Source organism: Leeuwenhoekiella sp. A2, assembly GCF_047946655.1.
GTDB lineage: Bacteria > Bacteroidota > Bacteroidia > Flavobacteriales > Flavobacteriaceae > Leeuwenhoekiella.
In genome coordinates this window covers 2460294-2486413 of the sequence record NZ_CP172311.1, presented here as the reverse complement: position 1 = coordinate 2486413, position 26120 = coordinate 2460294, and the positions used below count along the sequence as shown (strand labels likewise).

The following is a 26120-nucleotide window of genomic DNA, read 5'->3' as shown; positions in this document are numbered from 1 at the left end:
ATCTTTGCACGCTTAACGGAAAAACCGTTGCATACATAAAAATCATTAAATCAATATTGGCATGTATTTAACTACAGAGAAGAAAGAAGAAATTTTTGAAAAGTACGGAAAAGGTAAAAATGATACCGGTTCTGCTGAAGGGCAAATCGCATTATTTACATACCGTATAAACCACCTTACAGAGCACTTAAAAAAGAATCGTAAAGATTATAATACAGAGCGTTCTCTAGTTATGTTAGTAGGTAAGCGCAGATCGTTACTTGACTACTTGACTAAAAAAGACATCTTAAGATATCGCGAGATTATAAAAGAACTTGGTTTAAGAAAGTAATTATTAAAGGGGCATTTTTGCCCCTTTTTATTTCGCTTTTGCGAAAGAATAAAAAGTCCCGTGGACGGGCAGAGAAAGCTACCCTTAGGTTTTTCATTGGTCATTTACTACACACAACAACACAACAGACCAAACCGCTAACCTAAAAGGTTAGGGTATTGTATAATAGCACCATTAGGTGTGATGAAAAACTATTATGATTCCACAAACTTACAAAGAGGTCATAGACCTTGGTGATGGTAGAGAAATTACCATCGAAACCGGAAAACTGGCAAAACAGGCTCATGGTTCTGTTGTTGTACAGTCGGGTAAATGTATGTTGCTTTGTACAGTAGTTTCTAACTACAAACAAAGTGACGTTGATTTTCTGCCATTAACGGTAGATTATCGTGAGAAATTTGCAGCTTCAGGGCGTTATCCTGGAGGTTTCTTTAAGAGAGAAGCGCGCCCAAGTGATGGCGAAGTATTAACCATGCGTCTTGTAGACCGTGTTTTACGCCCTCTTTTCCCAAAAGATTATCATGCAGAAACTCAGGTTATGATACAGTTAATGTCTCATGACGAAGATGTTATGCCAGATGCAATGGCAGGTCTTGCAGCTTCTGCGGCAATTCAGCTTTCAGATTTTCCATTTGAATGTGCTATTTCAGAAGCACGTGTAGGTCGTGTTAACGGTGAATTTGTTATCAACCCTACAAGAGCTCAGCTAGAAGAGTCTGACATCGACATGATGATAGGTGCTTCTGCAGATTCTGTAATGATGGTAGAAGGAGAGATGAAAGAAATCTCTGAAGAAGAAATGGTTGATGCAATAAAATTTGCTCATGACCATATTAAAATACAATGTGCTGCTCAGCTAAAATTAGCTGAAGCTTTTGGCAAAAAAGAAGTTCGTGAGTATGCTCCCGAACGTGAAGATGAAGAACTTGCTAAAAAAATTCATGGGTTAGCTTATGATAAAGTTTATGCTGTTGCAAAAGCTGGTTCTGCTAAACATGAAAGAAGTGCATCTTTCGCAGAAATTAAAGAAGAGATCAAAGCAACTTTTTCTGAAGAAGAATTAGAAGACTTTGGTGACTTAGTTTCTAAATACTACAGCAAAGCTGAAAAAGCTGCAGTACGTGATCTTACTTTAAATGAAGGTTTACGTCTTGACGGAAGAAAAACAGATGAGATACGTCCTATCTGGTGTGAGGTAGATTACCTTCCTTCTACTCATGGTTCTGCAATTTTTACACGTGGAGAAACTCAGGCTCTTGCAACTGTTACTTTAGGAACTTCCAGAGAAGCTAATCAAATAGATATGCCCTCTTTTGAAGGTGAGGAGACATTTTATTTACACTATAACTTCCCTCCTTTTTCAACTGGTGAGGCTCGCCCTATACGTGGTACTTCTCGTCGTGAGATAGGTCATGGTAACTTAGCTCAACGTGCCCTTAAAGGTATGATCCCGGCTGATTGCCCTTATACTGTACGTGTAGTTTCTGAAGTATTAGAATCTAACGGTTCTTCTTCTATGGCAACTGTTTGTAGTGGGACTATGGCTCTTATGGATGCTGGTATTCAGCTTAAAAAGCCGGTTTCTGGTATTGCAATGGGATTAATTTCTGACGCTGAAACCGGAAAATACGCCGTTTTATCTGATATTTTAGGTGACGAAGATCACTTAGGAGATATGGACTTTAAAGTTACCGGTACTGCTGATGGTATTACTGCTTGCCAAATGGACATTAAAGTAAAAGGTCTTTCTTATGAAATTCTGGTAAATGCCTTAAAACAAGCTGCTGCTGGCAGATTGCATATTTTAGGCAAATTAACTGATACTATCGCAGAGCCTAATACTGATGTGAAAGCTCATGCTCCTAAAATGGTATCTGTTACAATTCCTAATGAATTTATTGGCGCCTTGATAGGACCAGGTGGTAAAGTAATTCAGGAGCTTCAAAAAACAACAAAAACTACGATCGTGATCAATGAAGATCCGGTTACAGAAGAAGGTATTGTTGAGATTTTAGGTACAAATCAAGAAGGTATTGATGCTGTTTTAGCTAAAATTGATTCAATTACATTTAAACCTGTTGTAGGAAGTGTTTACGAAGTTAAAGTGATCAAGATGCTAGACTTTGGTGCTGTTGTAGAATATATAGAAGCTCCGGGTAATGAAGTATTATTACATGTATCAGAATTAGCATGGGAGCGTACAGAAAATGTAAGCGACGTAGTTAATATGGGTGATGTATTTGATGTGAAGTATTTTGGTGTCGATTCTAGAACGCGCAAAGAGAAAGTTTCGCGTAAAGCATTATTACCAAAACCTGAAGGTTACAAAGAACGTCCGCCTCGCGATGATAAAAGAAGCGGGGGTCGTGACAATCGCGATAATCGTGGTAATCGCGACAGAGATCGCAGAGATAATAAAAGAGATTAAATTTCTTGGTTTATAATAGAACGCCCTGGTAACTACCGGGGCGTTTTTTTATGCAAAACTGCCAAATTTACTGCCAAAATCACCGATTTTTAGAGAATCCGCCAAATCTGCAATTCTATTTTAAATTCTTTTATTTTAACAAAATATTAACGATATGCTGCGAGCTTACTATCAATAGCAGCTAAGAACACTTTAAATTCTTAAATAATTTCTCTCATGTCTTTATAGGCATTCTCGCACAGTACTTGCAGCATTAACACTGTAAAACTAAAATAGTTAAAAACAAAGTAATGAAAGTACTTGTAATTGGTGCAGGCAACATGGGATTAACCTATGCTGAAGGAATGGCAAAATCACCATTCTTAAACCGTAGAAATCTCATGATTTATGATGTCTCATCAGAAAAGACATTAACATTAAGAAAAATACCAAATTTTGATGTGTTTGACACTCTAGAAGAATGCGTTTCAAAAGCAGATGTAATCTTTGTGGCAGTTAAACCATTTCATAGTGAAGAATTATTTCACAATATGAAACATCTGGTAAACAAAGACCAGATCATTGTTTCATTGATGGCAGGCGTCACTATAAACACTATTCAAAAAGGACTAGATCTCAAGAAGGTAATACGCACAATGCCTAACCTTCCGGCGAAAGTTGGTAAAGGTGTAACGTCTTTTACCGAGGCAGAAGAAGTCACTCGCCTAGAACTTATCATGGTTCGTAATTTGCTTGATACAACCGGAGAATCTATTCATGTAGAATCAGAACAATTTATTGATGCTTCTACCGGAATTTCAGGTAGTGGTCCCGCATATATATTCTACTTCATGCAGTCTATGATGGAAGCTGCCCTTAAAATGGGCTTCTCTGCAAATGACTCGCGTACACTTGTAACCCAAACTTTTGAGGGAGCTGTGAAAATATTTAATGAGTCTGATCTTTCTCCTGAAACGTGGATGAATCGAGTAGCTTCAAAAGGTGGCACCACCAGAGCAGCTTTAGATTCTATGGAAGACAACAACGTGAAAGAGCTGATTAAAGAAGCTGCATATGCAGCATTTGATCGCGCAACAGAATTAGGAAAAGAAAAAACCGTATCGTAGATATGAACAAGAAAAGAGTAGTTATAAAAATAGGTACTAATGTGATGACTAATAAAGATAATCGCATTGTTGGTCCTATTCTTCAGGAACTCGTAAGACAGGTTGCAGCTTTATATGAAGATGATATTATGCCGGTACTGGTGTCTTCAGGTTCTGCAATAGCAGGAAAAGAAATTCTAGGAGATAGCAAGGAGACTGATCCTTCTATTAGAAGACAAATTTTTTCTTCTGTAGGTCAACCGCGTATGATGCGCCACTATTATTCTTTATTTCATAGTTACGGAATGCGATGTGCTCAAATTCTCGCTACCAAAAGGGATTTTGCACCCGGCATGTACCGCGAGAATATGATAAACTGTTATGAAGGCCTTCTGGCTGAAGGTATAGTGCCTATCGCAAATGAGGATGATGCAGTTTCTCTCACTATGTCTATGTTTAGTGACAATGATGAGCTTGCAAGCCTTGTGGCAGAATTGATTGAAGCAGACGCATTGATCCTGCTTACAGATACTGACGGACTTTACACAGGACATCCTGATAGTGATGATTCTACAAAATTGAAAAACGTTCACCCTGAGGAAGATGTAGAACAATATGTTCAGGAATCAAACAAAGCTGAAGGTGAAGGCCGTGGAGGTATGAAATCTAAGCTCAAAATCGCTAAAGCAACAGCGAGAAAAAATATACCCACATATATCGCTAACGGTAAGCGTAAGAATGTAATCGTAGACCTAATGGCTGGTAAAGACATTGGGACTAAATTTCACATTTAAGGAAGTTTTAAACTTTAAAACCAAATTAACAATGCAATTATTAAAAACAGATATAAAAAATAAAGTTCTTGATTCTATGATTAAGATCATAGACAAGAACAGAACCCAAATATTAGAAGCTAACAAACAAGATCTTGATGCTTTTACAAGAGAGGATCAGGCTTTATATGATCGTCTTGTCGTGAATGAAAGCAAGATAGATGGCATGATCACGGCTATTAAAGAAGTGCAAGCACAGGAAGACCCGGTTAATACTGTAATTTCTAATAGAACTCTTGATAGCGGATTAGAAATTATTAATAAAACGGCCCCATTTGGTACAATAATGATCATTTATGAATCTCGCCCAGATGTGACTATAGAAGCTGCTGTTTTAGCATTTAAAGCAAATAATAAAATCCTTCTTAAAGGAGGAAAAGAAGCTTTAAATAGTAACAAGATTCTCGTAAAATGCTGGCATGAAGCTTTAGAGGAAAATAGCCTGGATAAATCTTGGATTACAATGCTACAAATGAATAGAGAAGAAACTCAGGAATTTCTGCGTAATCCTGATCAGCCTTTAGATCTTATAGTACCCAGAGGAGGTGAAAGACTTATCAATTTTGTAAAAGAACATGCAAAATGCGCTGTCTTAATTAGCGGTAGAGGAAATAATTTTCTTTATGTACATCCCGAAGCAGACTGGAACAAGGCTTTGCAGGTAATTATCAATGCTAAAACCGATAAGATTTCGGGTTGTAATGCACTTGATAAAGTATTAGTAGACACTAATCTTCCTCAATATAAAACCCGCCTAAATGAGCTAAAATCGGTCTTAGAAGACCTAAAAGTAGAGGTTATTGTTGATGAAAAAATTCATGCAACTTTAACCGAAAACCAAACCATAGATAATGAAGATGTATGGTATGAAGAATTTCTGGCAATGAAAATAGCTATAGGTGCTGTAGATAGTATTGACGAGGCCATGAATAAAATAAATACTTTTAGTGGTGGTCACAGTAGCGCAATAATGACCGAAAATAAAGAGGTGGCAAAACAATTCATGGAGAATATTGACACTGCTGCTGTTTATCATAATGCGTCTACCCGCTTCACAGATGGCGGGCAGATGGGTGTAGGTGCAGAACTCGCTATTAGTACAGACAAATTACATCATAGAGGTCCGCTGGGTCTTAAACAATTAGTTACTAATAAGTACTATGTGTATGGTGATGGTCATATTAGAGTATAATACTATAATTACAAAAGAAAAAGGAGTCTTTAATCAGACTCCTTTTTTATTTCCTGAAATTGAAATTTAACAAAACACAACATATTGATAAATAGTGATTTATAATTAATTTAAAAAATGTTTTAACCTTTCTGTAACATTTTCCTGTATTACTACGTATAATAGATGTGATGCATGAAGTACCACGTAAATTATTGCTATTTTAAATGAGACAGCTCAAAATCACTAAACAGGTCACCAACAGGGAGACCGCATCTTTAGACAAATACCTACAAGAGATTGGAAAAGTCGACCTTATTACGGCCGACGAAGAAGTGGAATTGGCACAACGTATAAAAGCGGGTGACCAAAGGGCATTAGAAAAATTGACAAAAGCTAACCTACGTTTTGTCGTTTCTGTGGCTAAGCAATATCAAAATCAGGGATTAACTTTACCAGACCTTATCAACGAGGGTAATCTTGGTTTGATAAAAGCTGCTCAGCGTTTTGATGAGACGCGTGGTTTTAAATTTATATCATACGCTGTATGGTGGATTAGACAATCTATACTTCAGGCTCTTGCAGAGCAATCTCGTATTGTGCGTTTACCGCTTAATAAAATTGGCTCTATAAACAAGATCAACAAAACGTATGCATTTCTTGAGCAAGCTCATGAGCGCCCGCCCAGCGCAGAAGAAATTGCAAAAGAACTTGATATGACCATTAATGATGTTAAGGAGTCTCTTAAAAATTCAGGGCGTCACGTAAGTATGGATGCTCCTCTTATAGAAGGTGAAGATTCTAACCTCTACGATGTTCTTCGTTCTGGTGAGTCACCTAATCCAGACAGAGATCTTTTACATGAGTCATTACGTACAGAAATTGAGCGCGCTCTTGAGACACTTACTCCAAGAGAGGCAGATGTGATTCGTCTTTACTTTGGTTTGGGAGATCAACACCCTATGACATTAGAAGAAATAGGAGAAACTTTTGATCTTACCAGAGAACGTGTACGTCAAATTAAAGAAAAAGCAATAAGAAGACTTAAACACACATCTCGCAGTAAAATACTTAAGACATATTTAGGATAACCTCTCTATCTTTGGCAATTATTCGTTAAAAAGTATAGAATTGAAGCATATTTTTTTAAATTGCTTTAGTTAAATGCGAAATAACTTATTTAAGATAACAACAGTTCATCATAACTGTTCGTTTTTTGATTGATGAATGAATCCCCGGCTGATTACCGGGGATTTTATTATTTTAGCCCATTTAGAATAACATTAAGTAATACCTTATAAATCAACCAACCAATGATTTACTCCCTAGCCTATGTAAGCTACGCGGCCGACAACCTAACCCAAGAACAGATTAATCAAGTATTTAATTTCACAGTTAATTGGAATATTGATCACAAAATTTCGGGATTCTTAGTACATAATAACCGCAATTTTGTTCAACTTCTAGAAGGCGATAAAAACGAAATAAAAGATCTTTTTAGTAGAATCTCTATAGATAAAAGGCACAAGGATATATTCTTGATACTTGAGCAGGAAATGCCACAAAGAGCCTTTGATGGTTACAAATCTGGTTTTCTAATATCTGATTCAAGACTGCACACAGAACTTAAAGATTATCTAGACTATCTCAAACTTCTTGAAGACCCACAAATAGATAAAACTATTGGTACAATTGAAGGAATTTTGAAAGGTATGTAACCGTAAATTAATTTGATTTATATATAAATTTTACTTTTACGGAAGTTGTACCGCGAATAAAATTATCTATCGCCTCAGAACTTAATTTTAGATTCAATTAATCTAAAACCAGAATAATTTGATTAAAATACTAATATGTCTCAAAAAATGATAGCTCCTTCCCTACTTGCTGCAGACTTTGCAAATTTGCAGCAGGATATAGAAATGGTAAATAAAAGTGAGGCAGACTGGTTTCATATCGATATTATGGATGGTCTCTTTGTTCCTAATATTTCTTTTGGAATGCCAGTGCTCGAGGCAATCACAAAGCACACCCAGAAACCTGTTGACGTTCACCTTATGATCGTTGACCCAGATCGTTATATTGAAGATTTTGCAGAATTGGGAGCAACAAATCTAACAGTACACTACGAAGCTTGTACTCATTTACATAGAACCTTACAAGCCATTAAAACGGCGGGCATGCATGCCGGTGTGGCTTTAAACCCTCATACTCCTGTTAATTTTCTTAGAGAAGTTATAACTCAAATTGATCAGGTTATAGTAATGAGCGTAAATCCTGGTTTTGGGGGACAAAGCTTTATTGAGAATACGTACAGAAAAATAAGCGAGCTTAAAGAACTCATACTGCAGAGTAATTCTAAGACTTTGATCGAGATAGATGGTGGTGTGACAGATAAAAATGCAGATAAATTAATAGATGCGGGCGCAGACGTTCTAGTGGCGGGAAGCTTTATTTTTAAGTCTGAAAATCCGCTTCAAACTATTAAAAATCTGAAGTTGATTTAAACGAAAAAAGCACCTTAAAAGGTGCTTTCTGTATGTTTTTGCCCGATTTTTTAGTTTCTTGAAAGAATGCTCAAAATATACCAGAAAAGAAGCATAAGAGAAGCAAAAAGACCTAGACTAGCAGCCACATATTGATCTTCGCTGTACTTATGCACCATATTTGAGGTTTGATATAAAATTGAACCTGATGCCAGTACCACCATCCCTACACTAAACCAAAGTCCCAGATTAAACCCAAAGATCAAGCCGGCGATAATTAAGCCTAACGCAATAAAAAATCCTATAGCAAGGATAGATCTCAAAAATGAAAAATCCTTTTTCGTTAGTAATACCACGGCAGATAAACCTGTAAAAAGAGAAAGTGTAAGAATAGCTGCCTGATTCAATATATCAAAAGCGCCATCTTCAGCAACCATAATTGCTATAAAGATCAATGGTATAAAGATAAAAGCTTCTGCAACTACATACAGCAAAAGTGCCAGGTATTGCATTTTAGAATCATGAGAACTTAAAGCTAGCTTTTCGGCGTAATTAGTAATCAACATAAATCCGCCTAAAAGCAATAACCAGGACCATCCCTGAGTAAGTGACAATGCAAATTCAAGCAAAGGTGGTATTTGAAAAAATAACGTTTCAACAAGAATAAAAGCCAATACTGCCAGAGCAAGATGTGAGTATGTTTTTCTGTAAAAAACAGCTTTACGCTCTTCAGTTAAAGTATTGATAGGATTATAAGTTTGTAATTCTTCCATAAATTATTTGGTTATAGATTTTATGATAATGAAAATAACTATTTTTTTGAAGATTCGCCTTTAAAACTCTGCGAACTGTTTTTAAAAAGTACATTAAACGTAGTCAAACTGCCGTAAATACGTGTAACATACTGCTGCAGATCTATCTTCTCTTGATCATCAAGATTTTTACTTGCATTAATTTTTTGTTCCATGACGCGTATGCGGTCGCGCACCATAACAATTTTATGGAAGAAAGTATCAATAGGAATTTCTTTACTGGAAAGATTAGAATCCTTTGGACTTATAGTAAGCGTACCACCTTTATATTTATCTGCAATTGCAACTACTTCAGAAATATCAGAATAACGTTTAAGCAATTCTCGCAGCGTGTTTTCAACTTCAGAGAAACTTACCGTATCTACCTCATCTTCTACTGCCTCTATTATTTCAAAATCAGAATCTAACTCTATGGTCTCAATACCAGATTCTATAAATGTCACCCAATAGTGCTTTGAAGTAACATTGGTGACCACGCCGGCGCCATATTCTACATGTTTTATGCGTGAACCTATTCCTAAAATTGTATTCATATAATTTATATCTGTATTAAAAACTTGATTCTATAATGAGCAAATGAACTCTAAATTTAATGTTGATAAATAAGTTAACCGGCTTTAAATCTCACCCAGTGAGTAAATCTAAAAAATATTGAATGACTAATTATAAAGCCAAAGTCTAAAATTTAACTATTTTGCTTCATTCTCATTTGATGAAAAATATGACCCGTACAAAGATCATTGGGCTTTTTCTGGGGCCTTTGTTATTTATTTATTTCTTCTTCATTTTTAAAAGTGAAGGTTTACCTAAAGAAGCGCAGGCGACACTCGCCTGTGCTGCCTGGATTGCCGTATGGTGGACAACAGAAGTCATTCCTATAGCGGCTACTGCACTTTTACCCATCATATTATTCCCCTTAACAGGCGCACTATCTTTAGAAGAAACCACATCAAGCTATGGCCATAAATATGTTTTTCTATTTGTAGGCGGCTTTATTATCGCGATTGCTATAGAAAAATGGAAACTACACCGCAGGATAGCACTCAATATTATAAATATTATAGGCACAAGCGTAAACCGAATCATTCTGGGTTTTATGATCGCCACGGATTTTCTCTCGATGTGGATTTCTAATACAGCAACCACAGTTATGATGCTTCCCATTGCAATGGCTATAGTTACTCAACTTAAAGATAATCCCGCTACAAAGGCAAACGAAACCAAAATTTTTGGCAAAGCGCTTATGCTTGCAATTGCTTATGCAGCTTCTATTGGTGGTATCGCGACATTAATTGGCACACCACCTAATCTTGTTCTTGCAGGGGTTTTAGAAGAAAGCTACGGGGTCGAGATCAGTTTTATACAATGGATGAAGTATGGCGTTCCCATTTCAATTTTGCTACTATTTATTTGCTGGTTCTATTTAACACGTTACGCTTTCGCCGGAAAAGAAGATTTAAAGATGCCTAAATCCTTTCCGGGAGGAAGAAATGAGGTTAAACGACTGCTTCTGGAATTAGGTAAAATAAGCCGTGAAGAAAAAATCGTGCTGTTAGTTTTTAGCTTAACCGCATTTTTCTGGATGTTTAGATCTTATTTACTGAAACCTTTTTTACCACAAATCGATGATACTATTATCGCTATTTTCTTTGCTCTTACTTTGTTTCTAGTTCCAGCAAAAAGTGACAAAAAAGGAAAATTACTCAATTGGGAAGAAGCCGTTAAATTACCCTGGGGAATTCTTCTACTCTATGGAGGCGGGTTAGCGCTTGCCAGCGGATTTTCACAAACGGGGCTCGCATTATGGATAGGGGAACAGCTTACTTCAATTCAGCATATAAGTCTTTTGCTTTTAATCTTAATTCTTGTAGCATCTGTAAATTTTTTAACTGAAATCACCTCTAATTTGGCAACAACTGCGATGCTTCTACCTGTTATTGTACCCGTTGCTTTAATTTTTGATGCTCATCCTTACATTTTAATGGTAGGCGTTACTGTTTCAGCTTCATGTGCTTTTATGTTACCGGTCGCCACACCTCCTAATGCCATTGTCTTTGGCTCAAACTATTTACGCATTCCAGATATGGTTCGTACCGGCGTTTGGCTCAATTTAATTTCGATACTTATCATTACAATCCTCACTTATTACGCGCTTCCGCTAATATGGGATTTCATTCCTGATGAGTTTCCTGTTAATTTTAAAAAGATCTGATTTTTCGCTTTTAAAGCCATTTTTCAACCCTTTTTAACCGATTTTGGAGGATAAATATGATGCTGCTTTATTAATTGACTACTTGTTCAAGAACTCAAGAAGTGGTTTTATAAATTGGTCAAAAGCCTCAATATGTGGTAAGTGACCTATATTAGGTATTTCTACCAACTCTGCATTTTTAATTTTATCGCGAGTCGCTTTCCCTAATTGATCGTAACGCCCCATCGTAGCTCTCACACTGTCGCTAACGAGAGGTTTCCCTAAAGCAGTTCTGTCACGTGTACCAATTATGAGCAAAGTAGGGTTTGTAATATTTTTAAATTCATAAACCACCGGTTGAGTAAAGATCATATCATAAGTTAGTGCAGCATCCCAGGCTATTTTAGGATAATCTTCTTCATTAAGCGTCCACCCGGCGAGCACATTAACCCATTTATCATATTCCGGTTTCCAGTTGCCGTCGTAATAACTCTCTTTTTGATAGTTCTTTATTGATTCATAATCTTTTTTAAGTTCGTTATCGTACCACCAGTCAATAGTCTTATAAGGCACAACAAGTTTCCAGTCTTCAAGACCAATAGGATTCTCAAGAATAAATTTTTCTACAGTTTCCGGAAACATCAAGGCAAAACGTGTGGCTACCATACCACCCATAGAATGTCCTAAAACCGATATTTTTTCAACGCCAATAGTATCAAGAAGAGTTTTTGTATTTGTTGCTAATTGCTGAAATGTAAATTGATAGTGTGCTGGTTTTGTAGATTTACCAAAGCCTATTTGGTCTGGAACAATTACGCGATAACCGGCTTTCGCCAAAGCGTTGATCGTTGTTTCCCAATAAGCACCGTTAAAATTCTTGCCGTGTAGAAGCATCACGTTATGACCATTGTAATTAGTTGGTTTTACATCCATATATGCCATTTTTAAATCCTGTTGCTGAGAATTAAATGTCATGTATGATACCGGGTAAGGATAATCGTAATTACTTAGATCTATATCCAGTTTTCTAATATCTCCCTTTTGTGCAAAGCAACCAATCGTAAATATTAGAGCAACCAGTGTTTGTATTATTTTTACTTTCATGTACTTATTATTAAAATATAAAAATTAGACGGGTATATTATTAATTAAAATATTCCTTTTTATCAACGCAATCTTTGATAATTAAAACCTGTGTAGAAGGTCCAAATTAAAGAATAGCTCCAATTATTAATACTAAAGCTTTCATAAGCTTTATGTAATTTTTGGAAGCCAAAAAAAGCTGCTCTAAGGCAGCTTTTTAGCAAATCAGGACGATTTTTAGGTATAAGAAACCGTATTCTCTGTTGTGGCTGAAAAGGAAGAAGAAGTAATAGTATCTACATATATCCACGATGAAGTGGCTTCCGCCTGCGTGAAAGTAACTTCTACATAGCCGCGCTGTGAAGCATTTAAATAATTAAGATCATCTATCAAAAGCTGAAATGCCTGCTGAAAACCAGCTACGGTATTTACATCCGTCCCCAGATAACCCTCAAGACCCGGCGAAGTCACAGAAGAGGTTGCAAATTCTTTTGCAACTTCATTACCGGCTGCATCAGTAAGGTTATTGTACCAGGCGTTGTGGGTATCACCTGCTAAGGCAACTACTTTTTTACCTGCAAAGGCCTGATATAAAATTTCGCGTTCAGCGGGATAACCATCCCACGCATCAAGATTATAAGGTAAAACTGTAGTAACGCGTGCAGTTTCTACGGCAGTTAATGTAGGGTCGCCCTGCACCATGCGTACTTTTAAGGTTGTTAAATCCTGCAGCTGTTGCTGAAACAAAGCAAATGTCGCAGCAGATGCACTTCCTGTAGCGCTTACTTCTGCCACAATCACTGAAAGTGTACCTAGTAATTCTGCAGGAATAAGCATTTTGCCCATTAAAACTTGTTGTCCTAAAACCTGCCAGGGCAAATTGCTTCCTGTAATTTCATTAATTAACCAGTCCCGTTGTGTGGCTCCTAATATTGTGCGCTCTGAGTCTAGCCATGCGGTTTGAAATGCAACTGCATCAAAAACGCCCAAATTGTCATAAAAATCGGCATAATCCAGCTGTTTATCGCGGCCTATTATACGCGTATCAAGCATAATAAGATTTACCAAATTACCTATATTGATAGTTCTGTATATTAAAGAGATATCTGTTGTTTTTACAGGAAGGTATTCACTATAAGCCTGAATAGCTGCCATTTTGCGCACTTCAAAATCTCCTTCTGATGCCTGATGATTCTCGGCGCCATTTTTATATGCATCATTTGCGATCTCATGGTCATCCCAAACACAAATAAATGGTTTCTTTTGATGCGCTAACTTGAGATCTGCGTCGCTCCTGTATTGTTTATAGCGCCTTCTGTATTCATCAAGCTGTATGACCTCTGTCGCCGGTTCTGGTTGTCTTGCTAATCCTGCTGTCGCCTCATTTGTGCCGTAAGAACCTGCTCCATATTCATAAATATAATCTCCTAAATGCACTATAATATCTGCATCAGAATTTGCCATTACCTGATACACATTAAACAATCCAGCCGGATAGTTGGAGCAGGAACAAACTGCCATTTTAACCCGAGAAGCATTTATGGGCAATGTTATTGTCTCACCAACATCTGATACTGTAGCATCTGCAACATTTATAAAGCGATAAAAAAGCTTTTGATCAGCATCTAGATTTTGTACTTCTACAGCTAGTGTATAATCACTAGAAGCATCTATAGCTACTTCACCACTTCTTAAGACATTAGTAAAATCCTGATCAAGACTTAACTGCCACACAATAGAAGCCATATCTGCTTCAGTATTATATCGCGTCCAGATTATTATTTGAGAAGAAGAAGGGTCAAAACTTGCCACTCCTTGTTCAAAATTAGATTGATTTAAATCATCTGGTATTTCAACCTCACCAGAAATATCATCATCGTCACTACAGCTGATGAAGTTTGTTGAAAGTACAATTCCGCCTGTAGCAAGTAGAGAATTGAATATAAATTTACGTCTTCCTAAATACTGGTTTTTCATATTGCTTTTTGTTTATACAATACTCTTAAACCATATTAAAACCTGTGTTAATTAAAGTTTATCAGATCATTACAAAAAAAAGAGGCCTAACGACCTCTCTTTTTTTGTAATATGTATGTTTCTGTTATTTTGTTAGCTTTATCATTAAAACATCGTGAGAACCTATTGTAGTTTTTAAATTTTTAGATGTATCACCCAGCTCTTTATGATTAGAAAGATCTCTGATTTTATACATATTATTTTTGGCTTCAAGCCTTCGTCCGTTCACATCATCTGTAATCTCGTGGCGCCCCCATACAAAATCAAGATTCTGCGCCTCTTGGGTCATATTTACAAAAACCATTGCCCAGGCGTCGTTAGCTAACGGTTTAACCCACATTTCAAAAGCACCCTCATTAGAAAACCGTAGACCTTGTATTCCCAATTTATCCTGGTTTACAGCGATAACTTCTTTATTTGTAAGGGTTTTTATAGTCTCTTTTGATGCAGTACGCAGGTCGTTGCCCATAATTAATGGAGAAGCAAGCATACTCCACATCGCAAAATGAGTTCTGTCTTCTGCATCTGTCATTCCATTGCCAACTTCCATCATGTCAAAATCATTCCAGTGGCCTGGACCTGCAGCTTTGCGAATTCCCTTTCTCATTTTAATAATTTTCCATACTCCCCATGAAGACCAAGAACCGTGTCCTACTTCACAATCCCAGCAATTAATAATATCACCACTCACTCTCCATAGATGACCTACATCTTCTCCCCAGTTCCAGGGTTGATTATCTCCCCACTCACAAATACTAAAAACCATAGGTCTGCCAGCTTTATAGAGGGCATCGCGCATAGTAGTATAGGCGCCCTGAGCATTTATATTTTCAGTATTACACCAGTCATATTTTAAATAATCAATATCCCAGGAGGCATAGGTTCTCGCATCCTGATACTCGTGCCCCCGGCTTCCGGGATAGCCGGCACAGGTTGTTGCTCCTGCACAATTGTATAGACCAAATTTTAAACCTTTGGCATGTACATAAGCTGCCAGGGCTTTCATACCGCTAGGGAACTTCTCAGGATCTGCTACCAGATTTCCATTCTCATCCCTCTCGTGGCTCATCCAGCCGTCATCGAGAACTAAATAATTATAACCAGCGTCTTTAAGACCTAGTTCTACAAATTTATCTGCAACATCTTTTACAAGTTGCTCATTGATATCTGTACCAAAAGTATTCCAGCTGTTCCAGCCCATTGGCGGAGTTTCAGCAAGACCGTCAAATTTTTGAGCGAAGGTGTTTAAGCTCGTAAAAAGGATAATTCCTAAAAGAATTTTTTTCATCAAAATTGGTTTTACATTTTTGTTTAAATGAAAAAGCCCACCATAGAAAATATCTAAGGCAGGCTTTTTTTGGCTATTTTAAAAAATTATATTAGACCTAAGTCATCAATATAGATGGTGGATGGGGCGCTACCGCTGAATTCCTGAATTACAAATTCATTTAAAGTATCAGAAGCAGTACCTAGTTCACTAAAAGGAATAGTAAAGTTTGTCCACTCACCTTCAGTAATAGTAATGATCTTACCATTATCGTAATCACCATTAATCACCACCTTTACGTCACCTATACCAGCACCGCCAAAGATTGAAACTTTTATAGCACTATAATCAGACAATGGGATGGGAGCACCGCCATTACCTATTTGAAAACCACTATACCCACCTTCATAAACGCGTTCTACACTAAAATCTCCTCTTTTTACATGAGCTGTGTTTTCAAAATCCTGAGTACCTGACCAGCCACCTACCCACCATCCGGCAGCAAGAGCATCGTCATATATGACAAATTTGAAACCAAATGCCTGTGGCGATTGTGTAACACCACCAGCAGTCTCAACAAAAATGTAACTCTGTACAATTCCTTCAGGAACTCGCACCTCAATTTCTGTAGCTGTAGCCGAAACTATTTCGGCCTCAACATCACCAAAACGAACAGATTCAACTCCTTCAAAAATACTGCCTACAATAGTCACTATATCACCGGCACCTGCAGCAAGAGGGGAAAAGCTATCAATATCTGGCGCGGGTTGAGCTACGCTAAAATCAAGACTTGCAGATCCCGCTGTAGTTTCTACAACGAGTTTATCACTGCCGCCAAAATATGGAGCATCAGCAGGTACAGCTACCAGAATATTTGTGTCTGTTACTAATGTAGGATTAAAGTATGCTTCTGTGTCATTAAAAGTAATACGCTGTGTCGTAGAAAGGTTCTTACCATAGATCGCATACATATTGCTTCTTAAACCTACTGCCGTTGTTGAATCTTTTTCCACAAGGCTCACTCTGTCAAGAACAGGAGCTTCAACAGAAGTAGGCATTTGCGTAGTATCATCTGGCTCACAAGAGGCAAAAAGAACAACAGCAAATAAAGCCACCAATAAAGGCGAAAAGCTTAATTTCTTTTTAATTTTTTCCGTTATCATAATACAAATTTTTATTTACTTATTCAAAATCGTAAGGAACCGGCTCCTCTATTAAACGTGGGTTTAGCGCCACATCAACTGAAGGATAAGGCAAGGTGAAATCATCTGCTGCAGGAGTATACATTTCGGTGTAAACCTCACCAGAACCATCTGTAGCATAAGTTCCACGCTCTTGATTGCTTATCATATCGATAGCCATCTGGCGGTTTATTCTACCAAGATCAAACCAGTAATCACCTTCAATTGCAAACTCTATTCTACGCTCATGTAAAATATCTTCTAATGTTATAGAAGGAAAAGAACCTAATCCTGCTCTTTGGCGCACAGCATTAAATGATGCTAACGCCTGAGGGTCACTTGTACTTGCTCCACCTGCAAGAATAGCTTCTGCATTAATTAGAAGAACATCAGAATAACGCATAATATAGGTGTTGTTACCCGCAGATTGCGAAGCACTGTCACCATTATTATCACCAGGCGTACCTACCACATACTTCTTAATACCGGCTTGTGTATTTTGAGCATTAACATCGTCTGGAACTGTGTAACCACCGTCTGCTGCTCTTAAAGTGGGATAGAAATCGCCTGCAAGCATAATAGTAGCTTTTCTGCGCTCATCACCTGTTTCATAAGCTTCCTGAAGATCGATTGTGGGCCCAATCACGCCGTAGCCATCTCCTGTACCGGTAATAGCAGAACTTATAGCGAAAGAAGCCTGCATAGCATTACCATAACCGTAACCTCCGCTTGCTGTCCACTGTAAAGCGGCTACAGATTCTTCGTTATTATCATTAGCTGTTAAGAACAGATCATTATAGCTTTTGCTAGGTAATTCAGGACCACCGTACAATTTAAACTCACCACTATTTATCACTTCCTGAGAAAGCTGTCTCGCTTCAGCATATTCGCCCTGGTATAAATGTACTTTAGCTTTTAAAGCTTTAGCAGATCCACTTGATACGTGTGCATTTGCCTCATAGTTAGCTCCGCGTACTTTAGAATAGCAATTCTGAATTGCAAACTGAAGATCGCTTTCCATAAAAGTATATATGTCTTCAACTCTGTTTGTAGGGATTTGAGAATCATATACGTGATCTAGATTGTCTTCTATAATAGGCACAGGACCCCAAATTCTAACTAAATAAAAATAGGCCACAGCTCTCATAAAATGAGCTTCACCCAATGTATTATTTACAACCTCCTGAGGTACATCTGCAGAAACACGATCTGGAAGAAAATTAATAATAGCATTAGATTGTGCTATTACACTCCAAAGAGAGCTCCACCCGTCAGTTAGAACCCCGTTATCTCCAGTTATAGTAAAGTTGTAAAAGTTTACAACGTCTCCAGAATATGTTCTGGCATTACCAGATGAAAGCTCTGTTATAGACCAGAATGCCTTTGTGTTAAAGTTAAACCAGGGAGAGCCATATAGTGTGTTAGTATTAGCCACTAATTCTTCCTCGCTTGAATAGAAATTATCAAGGGCGATCCCATCCTCTGGTGGGCGCTCTAAAAATTCTTCAGAGCAAGAGCTCATCACAGACAAGATCCCTAATAATAATAACGTGATTTTGTTTTTTAAAAATTTCATAATTTCTTTTTATTAAAACTCAACATTTAAACCTAGAGTGAAAGTTCTTGAGATAGGATATCTTCCTCTATCTACTCCCATTTGTAAGGCGTCACCGTTATATGCTCCTATCTCCGGATCGTACCCACTGTAATCAGTAAAAGTGTATAGGTTTTGAATGGTACCATATAATTTTATATTGGTAAGGTTTAGCTTATCCAGAACTGCATCTGGAAGATTGTAACCTAAGGTCACATTTTGAATTCTTAAGTATGACCCATCTTCAATATATCTGTCTGAAACAAATAAGTTCTGGTTATCATCCCCGCGACGTGGTCTTGGGAAAGATGCATCTACATTAGTAGGTGACCAGTAATCCTGCGCTTCGTCAAGTTGATTTGTGTATAATCTTGCAAGCCCTGTTGTTTCTTTTCTGGTAAGGTTCATAAGATCATTACCATAAGATCCTTGTAAGAATATGCTAAGATCAAAATTCTTGTAAGAGAAGTTGTTTGTAAAACCAAATGTAAAATCTGGATGTGGATTACCTATATACGTGCGGTCTTGCTCATTAATAACACCATCTTCATTAACATCTACATACTGTACATCACCTAACCAGTTGTCACCTTGCGCATCAGAATAAGGAATCCCAAATTGTACAGGCGCATCTGCTATTTGCGCTTCAGTTCTAAATATACCTTGTACTTTGTAACCGTAGTATTTACCTAGTGGTTCACCTTCTACCGTTCTTGTAATGGGAGAAGAAAGAAAACCTGAAGTTACAGAACGTATTACTTCAAGACCGTCCTGATAAAGATCTGTCACCTCATTTTGATAATGAGAAACATTTAAATTAGTAGACCAAGAAAAATCTTTCGTTTTCAAAGTGGAATAACCTAAAGATACATCTATACCTTTATTAGTCATCTCACCCAGGTTAACATAAGGAGCGCCAATACCCCCAAGATATGAAGGACCTCCGGTTAAATAGATAGGAAGAGGTAATTGGTATAAAAAGTCTTTAGATATTTTATTGTAAACCTCGATAGTTGCATTAAGCCTATTATCTAACAATGTAAAGTCTAAACCAATGTTAGCTTGTCTTGTTTCTTCCCATTTAAGTTCAGGGTTAGGAATGTTTGTTACAGAATAACCAAGACCTACTCCTGTTTGAGCGTCAGAAAGACTGGCGCCATACAGATAATTAGGAATATCCTGATTACCCACAACTCCATATCCTACATTTAGACGAATGTTATCTACAACTTCATTCACACTCTCCATCCAGGGCTCATTATAAACCTTCCATGAAGCTGCAAAAGATGGGAAGTAACCCCATTTATTATCTCCTAAAGCATCAAATTTAGAAGAACCATCTGCTCTAAAAGTAGCGGTAAGACCATACTTATTTTTAAAAGAGTAGATAGCACGACCGTAATATGAATTTAATGAAGCGCTACCTTGGTAAGCATCATAGGCTGTAAGATCACTTGCATTATTAAGAGTCTGAATATTATTATTTACGAAACCTGTACCCGTAACCTGGTTACCATCCCAGGATGACTCCTGAGCTTCCTGACCTAATAAAAGATTTAAATTATGCTCACCAAAGGTTTTTGTATAATTAAAGTAGTTTTTTATAATCCAGAACTGGCTTTTTGCTCTTTTCTCAAACAACGTAGCGTTCTCGTTAATAAATCTACCCCATGAATATGTAGGTGTAAAAATGTTGTTATCAATAAACTCAAAACTACCACCTACTTCATTTCTAAAGGTAAGCCCGTCTGCCAGTTTAAATTCAGAAAAAATATTACCCAGCGCACTATATTTCTTTAATTTGTTTGTTTGGCTTAAAGCCAAAGCTACCGGGTTAATACTCCCCTCAACAGCTGTAGGATCATTAGGTGGTCCTGCAAAACTTCCGTCAGGATTTCTAACTGCTACATCTGGTGATTGTAATAGACCCAAACTTACTATACCATCTCTGTTTCCGTTAAGAGTAACATCTTCAGTTGTACGGCTACCGGTAATATTAGCTCCTATTTTTAACCAGTCTGTAACCTGAGCATCAAGATTGGTACGTATTGTGATCCTTTCAAATCCAGAACCTAAAACAATACCTTCCTGATCTAAATAACTTCCTGAAACTAAATAGTTAACTTTTTCTGAACTTCCTGAGTAGCTCAACTGGTGGCTTTTCATTATTGCTTGTTGAAAAACCTCATCCTGCCAGTCTGTTCCTGATCCTAATAATGCCGGGTTAGAAAATTCTACACGTTGAGAAACCCCGTATTCTGTAGCTAAAGAGTTCTGAAGTCTTGCATAAGTGCGCAAATCCATTACATCAAGTAATTTTTGCGGCTCTTGTAAAGCAAGGTAAGTACTATATCTTAAAGTACCTTTTTCTCCTTTAGCTCCACTTTTTGTTTTGATAATCACAACACCATTTGCTCCACGAGAACCGTAGATCGCAGTTGCAGATGCATCTTTTAAGATATCTACAGACTCGATGTCGTTTGGGTTAATACCAGCTAGCGGACTAGAACCAGTCTGACCATTACCATTAAAGCTGGAAGCATCTGTTCTTCCGCTTGTACTTAAATTACGTGAGTCCCCAGAAATAGGCACACCGTCAATCACATATAAAGGCTCATTATTACCGGTAATTGAGGTTATACCACGTATACGCACAGAAACGGCAGCACCCGGCTTACCAGAATTCTGGCTTATTGTTACACCTGCAGCCTTACCTTGCATAAGTTGATCAATACTAACCTGTGGAATGTTTTCAATCTCATCAGACTCGATACTGGCAACAGAACCATTTACATCCTGACGCTGTTGAGCACCATACCCAATAAGAACTACTTCATCAAGACTCTCTGCACTTTCTGCCAATGTCACATCTATTTGTGTACGATTGCCAACCAGCTCCTCAGATTCCTGAAAACCAACATAACTGAAAACGATAACGTTTGAGTCAGACGCTGTGATTTCATAATGGCCATCAAAATCGGTAGAAACACCGTTACTTGTGCCTTTTACAATAACATTTACTCCTAATAATGGAGTACCACTTGAATCATAAACTGTTCCCGTTACTGTTTTCTGAGCAAAACTCTGAAATGCAGCACACAGGAAGACTAATAGAAAAAGCCTCGACGAACTTTTTAAATTAAGAATAGAATTAATTTTAATGTTGTGCATGAAATAAAATTTAGGAATTTTATTGATAATTAAATAGCGTATTATAGAAATGCCACAAACCTCCCTAAGAATTTATTATTTTAATAATTAAAGAGAGTTTTTTTGTGATTTTCAAAATTAGGTGGATTGACAAACAAGCGTTAATAGTATTTTATCATTTGTTTATCATATTTTGCCTAAAAATATCTGTAACCACAAAATAATTTAACATTTATAACGTTACATCGGCATCCTTTCACAAAATTCAACTGCGCAAAGACTTACGTAATAAGCAGTTCAAAAGTTTAAAACTCGCTGATTATTTTTTCGAAAATGAATTGAACAGTGCAATTTTAAGCCAAAATAAACCGATTTTCAGGCCTTTTAATCTACTTTTTTTAGGAGAAATTCTCAGAGAACACGCTTTATGCCTTTAAATTCTTCCCTAAAATCACTGGGAGTACATTTCTTTACCTTTTTAAATACACGATTAAAGTTGGCTATGTTATTAAAACCGCACTTAAAACCAATTTCCCCTATACTTAGATCAGTTTCTATAAGCCATCTTGTAGCATAACTTATACGCGTATCATTAGTATATTCTATAAAAGTTTTACCTGTTCTGCTTTTAATAAATCTATTAAAAGAGACAGGGCTCATATTTACAAGTTCAGATATTTCAGAAAGCGAGATCTTCCGGTTAAAATTCTCCTGTACATACTCATAGATCTTCTTGATCTTTCCGCTATTTTCAAAGTTCTTATTTTGCGATATATACGTAGACAGGAGTCTTTGATTACGCGAGTTAGCGAGATCATGAAGAATTGAGATCAACTCCAGAAAGTAATCAATACTGTCAATTTTAGAAAGCGTCATCATGCGCGGCATCAATTCCTGGGTTATCTTTTTTGAAAAATGGATGCCGTGATTAGAGCGATTAAGCATGTCTTTTATAGGCTTAAAAATACGTCTGGAAAGCATTCTTTCGTCAAAAAGATCTTTGTGAAACTGAATAGTGATCTCATGTATCTTACTTTGCTCACAATGATGTAACTCCCACCCGTGAACCAGATTGGGCCCCACTAAAACTAACTCAATATCACCTATTTCTTCAAGACTATCACCTACAACCCTACGCACTCCCTTACCATTATGTATAAAATTAAGCTCATATTCGGGGTGAAAATGAATGGGAAAGTCAAAATCTGCCTTAATTCTGTCAAAAACTAAAAAGCTGTCTTCAGGAGCAAGCTGAGTTATTTCCCGATGTACGTTCTTAAGCATTATATTTTCATCCATAGTTAAGTAAGTAAAAATGATACCAATAAATGATAAAATCCGATTAACGTTCTATTAACACCTGATTTAAATTTGAATGTTTTTAAAAATCAGCTGTCATATTTATTAAAGTGCTAATTATAAGTAAGAAAACATTAGAATTGTCTATTTCTCTTCAAAAATAAGTTTTTTAGCATATGAAAAATACGTTTAGGTTAACTTATTTTGTCAGTTCATTGATACTTTTCTGTTCCTGCAGCAGCACGAAGTATTTAGATATCTCTAACGTAAAAGTTACAGACGCGCTCGCAAGCAACCCCACAAAATTACTATATGAGGAAATTAAAACGATTGCGGCAGACGGGATTGCAATAGGTCATCAGGACCCTACGGCTTATGGTATAAACTGGAAGGCTTCGACAGAGAATTCTTATCGCAACGATATTCATGATGTAACAGGTAAATATCCGGCTGTTCACGGCTGGGAGCTTGGTCATTTAGAACTAGGCAATGATATAAATCTGGATACAGTTTCTTTCGCATTAATACGAGAGCAGATTATCAAAACATATCAGCAAGGCGGTATTAATACATTGAGCTGGCATCTTGATAATCCGGTTTCTGGCGGAACGTCGTGGGACGTCACTCCTGCAGCCTCAACCATTTTAAAAGGTGGTGCAAATAGAGAGAAATATGAGGTTTGGGTAGACAGGCTTGCAGATTTCTTAAAATCCTTAAGAACTCAAAAGGGGATAACTATTCCCGTGGTTTTTAGACCATATCACGAGATGAATGGTTCCTGGTTCTGGTGGGGCGCTAAAAATTGCAGTGTAGAAGATTACAAGCAATTATTCCGAGACATCGTAGACATGCTAGAAGCTAGAGATGTTCACAATGTGCTTTATGCATTTGCTCCTAATACGCTCAACAGCCCAGATGAATATGAACGTTTTTATCCCGGCGATGATTATGTAGATATTTTAGGGGTTGACATTTATAATCACAGCGGTGATGAAGCTTTTGTCAAAACCCTGAAAAAAGATATTCTGGTAGTAAAAGATTTCGCTGAAGCGCGAAATAAACCATATGCTCTCACAGAAACCGGCAATGTAAAACCCGGTGGTGCAGACTGGTTTACAAAAGTGCTGTATCCCGGCATAGAAAACAGTGGTATTGCGTGGGTTCTTTTTTGGCGTAATGCCCGGCCGTCACACTACTTTGCAACATATCCCAATGAGCCTGCGGCAGATGATTTTATTGAATTTGGGAAACAAAAGGATGTTCTCTTTATGGAGGATCTTCAGAAAATGAATTTTAAAGTAAAAAACAAAGCAAACTAATATGCTACAACCCTTAGATATTGCAATTATACTTCTGTATTTAGTAGGTACAATTGTAATAGGACTTACACTTCGCAAAAAAGCACAAAAGAGTAAAGAAGATTATCTTTTAGGCGGAAATACGCTACCCTGGTACATGCTTGGTCTTTCTAATGCTTCAGGAATGTTTGATATTTCTGGTACAATGTGGCTGGTGACGCTCACTTTTGTATATGGTTTTAAAAGTATCTGGATTCCCTGGTTATGGCCTGTTTTTAATCAGGTTTTCTTGATGGTATACTTGTCTGCGTGGTTGAGAAGATCTAACGTAATGACTGGCGCAGAATGGATTCTTTTTCGTTTTGACAGTGGTAAAGGCGGAAGACGTTCACACACCATCATTGTTATTTTTGCTATTTTAAGCTGTCTGGGTTTTCTGGCATATGGTTTTATAGGTTTAGGGAAATTTGTTGAAATTTTTATTCCCTGGGAGGTCGTGAGTACCTATGTGCCATTTGATGTGCCTGCGGCCTATATCCCCCACTTTTACGGCGTTATTTTTACTCTTTTTGCCGTTTTTTACTCGATTATAGGAGGTATGTCCGGTATCGTCTGGACAGATGTTTTACAATACACGATCATGACAGTTTCTTCTATTGCAATTGCTGTGATTGCATGGCAGGCATTGGGAGATAATACACTTAATGTACCTGAAGGGTGGATGAACCCATTCTTTGGCTGGAATCTCAATATGGATTGGGCCGGTATAATTGACGAGGTCAATACAAAGATCGCTTCAGATGGATACTCGCTTTTTACCATTTTCTTTATGTTGATGGTTTTTAAAGGGATTCTTTCAAGTATTGCCGGGCCTGCACCCAATTATGACATGCAGAAGATCCTTTCTACTAAATCACCTCGGGAAGCATCTAAGATGAGTGCTTTTGCAAACGTCGCACTTATGCCTACGAGATATCTTATGATAGGTGGTTTCTCTGTACTTGCTATACTTTTCTACGATCGTTTAGACCTTAGAACAGCCGGTCTACTAGATTTTGAAAAAATATTACCGGCTGCTATTCAGCAATTTGTACCTGTAGGTCTTTTAGGTCTTTTACTTGCCGGGCTTTTGGCTGCTTTCATGTCAACTTTCGCGGGAACGCTAAATGCTGCACAAGCTTATCTGGTTAACGACATTTATCTTAAACATTACAACCCCACAGCCACACACGATAAGGTTAAGAAAATGAACTATGGTAGCGGTATCATAGTGGTACTTGTAAGTATAGTTTTAGGTTTCTTTATTCAGGATGTGAATTCAATTCTGCAATGGATTGTTTCTGCACTTTATGGCAGTTATGTGATTTCTAACGTACTTAAATGGCACTGGTGGAGATTTAATGGTGAGGGCTATTTCTGGGGGATGTTATCTGGTATCATACCCGCTCTTGTTTTCCCATTGTTTACAGATACGCTAGACCTGTATTATTTCCCCATAATTCTGGTAATATCTCTTATAGGCTGTATAGCTGGCACTTATAGCGCCCCGCCAACTGATGAAAAAGTGTTGATGAACTTTTACGATAAAACACGCCCGTGGGGATTTTGGAAACCTATTTATGAGAAACTAACCTTACAAAACCCAGAATTTAAAAGAAACACAGCATTTAGCAGAGATATGTTTAATGTGGTGATTGGTACTGCAGGACAAACTTTGCTTGTGGTATTGCCGCTGTATTTAATTCTGCATGAAAATCTATCATTTATAGTTTCTCTGGTTTTACTTATTGCCTGTGTGGTGATACTAAAGTTTAACTGGTGGGATAAAATGGACAAAGAACTTTAATAAAATATAGAATGAGTCTAACCAAAACTGACAAAAACGTGGCTAAGAT

The 26120-nt window shown here is 37.3% G+C and carries 20 protein-coding genes; 11 read left to right on the top strand and 9 right to left on the bottom strand.

Annotated features, from left to right (window positions below; translation table 11 throughout):
* Positions 1 to 61 precede the first annotated feature (61 nt).
* From rpsO to rpe, 8 genes are all read left to right on the top strand, one after another.
* Positions 62 to 331, top strand: coding sequence for a 30S ribosomal protein S15 (gene rpsO / locus ACH3PA_RS10975; protein WP_416444305.1), 270 nt, complete (start codon positions 62 to 64; stop codon positions 329 to 331).
* 196 nt (positions 332 to 527) lie between these two features.
* A complete protein-coding gene (locus ACH3PA_RS10970) occupies positions 528 to 2759 on the top strand; it encodes a polyribonucleotide nucleotidyltransferase (RefSeq protein WP_416444307.1) in 2232 nt (743 codons plus the stop codon).
* 290 nt (positions 2760 to 3049) lie between these two features.
* Positions 3050 to 3865 (top strand): pyrroline-5-carboxylate reductase, encoded by an 816-nt coding sequence (gene proC, locus ACH3PA_RS10965; RefSeq protein ID WP_416444309.1) that lies wholly within the window; start codon positions 3050 to 3052, stop codon positions 3863 to 3865.
* 2 nt (positions 3866 to 3867) lie between these two features.
* The gene (gene proB, locus ACH3PA_RS10960) at positions 3868 to 4638 is read left to right on the top strand and encodes a glutamate 5-kinase (RefSeq protein WP_416444311.1); all 771 of its coding nucleotides are present in this window, start codon (positions 3868 to 3870) and stop codon (positions 4636 to 4638) included.
* A 31-nt stretch (positions 4639 to 4669) separates the two neighbouring features.
* Positions 4670 to 5869, top strand: a complete 1200-nt coding sequence (locus tag ACH3PA_RS10955) for a glutamate-5-semialdehyde dehydrogenase (RefSeq protein WP_416444313.1) — start codon at positions 4670 to 4672, stop codon at positions 5867 to 5869.
* A 206-nt stretch (positions 5870 to 6075) separates the two neighbouring features.
* Positions 6076 to 6939, top strand: coding sequence for a sigma-70 family RNA polymerase sigma factor (locus tag ACH3PA_RS10950; protein ID WP_416444315.1), 864 nt, complete (start codon positions 6076 to 6078; stop codon positions 6937 to 6939).
* A 222-nt stretch (positions 6940 to 7161) separates the two neighbouring features.
* Entirely contained in the window at positions 7162 to 7566 is a 405-nt protein-coding gene (locus tag ACH3PA_RS10945; protein ID WP_416444317.1) for a BLUF domain-containing protein, read from the top strand.
* 135 nt (positions 7567 to 7701) lie between these two features.
* A complete protein-coding gene (rpe, locus tag ACH3PA_RS10940; RefSeq protein WP_416444319.1) occupies positions 7702 to 8355 on the top strand; it encodes a ribulose-phosphate 3-epimerase in 654 nt (217 codons plus the stop codon).
* Between the two features lie 50 nt (positions 8356 to 8405).
* Here rpe and ACH3PA_RS10935 read toward each other — a convergent pair whose 3' ends face one another.
* Both ACH3PA_RS10935 and ACH3PA_RS10930 read right to left on the bottom strand, forming a co-directional pair.
* Positions 8406 to 9107, bottom strand: a complete 702-nt coding sequence (locus tag ACH3PA_RS10935) for a Bax inhibitor-1 family protein (protein WP_416444321.1) — start codon at positions 9105 to 9107, stop codon at positions 8406 to 8408.
* Between the two features lie 38 nt (positions 9108 to 9145).
* Positions 9146 to 9679, bottom strand: coding sequence for a hypothetical protein (locus ACH3PA_RS10930; RefSeq protein WP_416444322.1), 534 nt, complete (start codon positions 9677 to 9679; stop codon positions 9146 to 9148).
* 188 nt (positions 9680 to 9867) lie between these two features.
* Between ACH3PA_RS10930 and ACH3PA_RS10925 the strand changes: the two genes are divergently transcribed.
* Positions 9868 to 11358 carry an SLC13 family permease gene (locus ACH3PA_RS10925; RefSeq protein WP_416446614.1) on the top strand — a complete coding sequence of 497 codons (1491 nt, stop codon included), beginning with the start codon at positions 9868 to 9870 and terminating at the stop codon, positions 11356 to 11358.
* Positions 11359 to 11436: 78 nt separating this feature from the next.
* On the opposite strand, the gene ACH3PA_RS10920 is transcribed toward ACH3PA_RS10925, so the two are convergent.
* The 7 genes from ACH3PA_RS10920 to ACH3PA_RS10890 all read right to left on the bottom strand — a co-directional run bounded on the left by ACH3PA_RS10920 (position 11437) and on the right by ACH3PA_RS10890 (position 22927).
* Complete coding sequence (locus ACH3PA_RS10920; RefSeq protein WP_416444324.1) at positions 11437 to 12441, bottom strand: alpha/beta fold hydrolase; 1005 nt, start codon at positions 12439 to 12441, stop codon at positions 11437 to 11439.
* Positions 12442 to 12657: 216 nt separating this feature from the next.
* Positions 12658 to 14397 carry an alkaline phosphatase D family protein gene (locus tag ACH3PA_RS10915; RefSeq protein WP_416444326.1) on the bottom strand — a complete coding sequence of 580 codons (1740 nt, stop codon included), beginning with the start codon at positions 14395 to 14397 and terminating at the stop codon, positions 12658 to 12660.
* A gap of 124 nt (positions 14398 to 14521) precedes the next feature.
* Positions 14522 to 15724 carry a glycoside hydrolase family 27 protein gene (locus ACH3PA_RS10910; protein WP_416444328.1) on the bottom strand — a complete coding sequence of 401 codons (1203 nt, stop codon included), beginning with the start codon at positions 15722 to 15724 and terminating at the stop codon, positions 14522 to 14524.
* A gap of 86 nt (positions 15725 to 15810) precedes the next feature.
* Positions 15811 to 16866: an IPT/TIG domain-containing protein gene (locus tag ACH3PA_RS10905; RefSeq protein ID WP_416444330.1), complete on the bottom strand. Its 1056-nt coding sequence runs from the start codon at positions 16864 to 16866 to the stop codon at positions 15811 to 15813.
* Between the two features lie 19 nt (positions 16867 to 16885).
* Complete coding sequence (locus ACH3PA_RS10900; protein WP_416444332.1) at positions 16886 to 18460, bottom strand: RagB/SusD family nutrient uptake outer membrane protein; 1575 nt, start codon at positions 18458 to 18460, stop codon at positions 16886 to 16888.
* A 12-nt stretch (positions 18461 to 18472) separates the two neighbouring features.
* Positions 18473 to 21649: a SusC/RagA family TonB-linked outer membrane protein gene (locus ACH3PA_RS10895; RefSeq protein WP_416444334.1), complete on the bottom strand. Its 3177-nt coding sequence runs from the start codon at positions 21647 to 21649 to the stop codon at positions 18473 to 18475.
* Between the two features lie 390 nt (positions 21650 to 22039).
* The gene (locus ACH3PA_RS10890) at positions 22040 to 22927 is read right to left on the bottom strand and encodes a helix-turn-helix domain-containing protein (protein ID WP_416444336.1); all 888 of its coding nucleotides are present in this window, start codon (positions 22925 to 22927) and stop codon (positions 22040 to 22042) included.
* Between the two features lie 176 nt (positions 22928 to 23103).
* On the opposite strand from ACH3PA_RS10890, the gene ACH3PA_RS10885 reads away from it, so the two are divergent.
* Both ACH3PA_RS10885 and ACH3PA_RS10880 read left to right on the top strand, forming a co-directional pair.
* The gene (locus tag ACH3PA_RS10885; RefSeq protein WP_416444338.1) at positions 23104 to 24246 is read left to right on the top strand and encodes a glycoside hydrolase family 26 protein; all 1143 of its coding nucleotides are present in this window, start codon (positions 23104 to 23106) and stop codon (positions 24244 to 24246) included.
* Position 24247: 1 nt separating this feature from the next.
* Complete coding sequence (locus tag ACH3PA_RS10880) at positions 24248 to 26071, top strand: sodium:solute symporter family protein (protein ID WP_416444340.1); 1824 nt, start codon at positions 24248 to 24250, stop codon at positions 26069 to 26071.
* Positions 26072 to 26120: the final 49 nt, after the last annotated feature.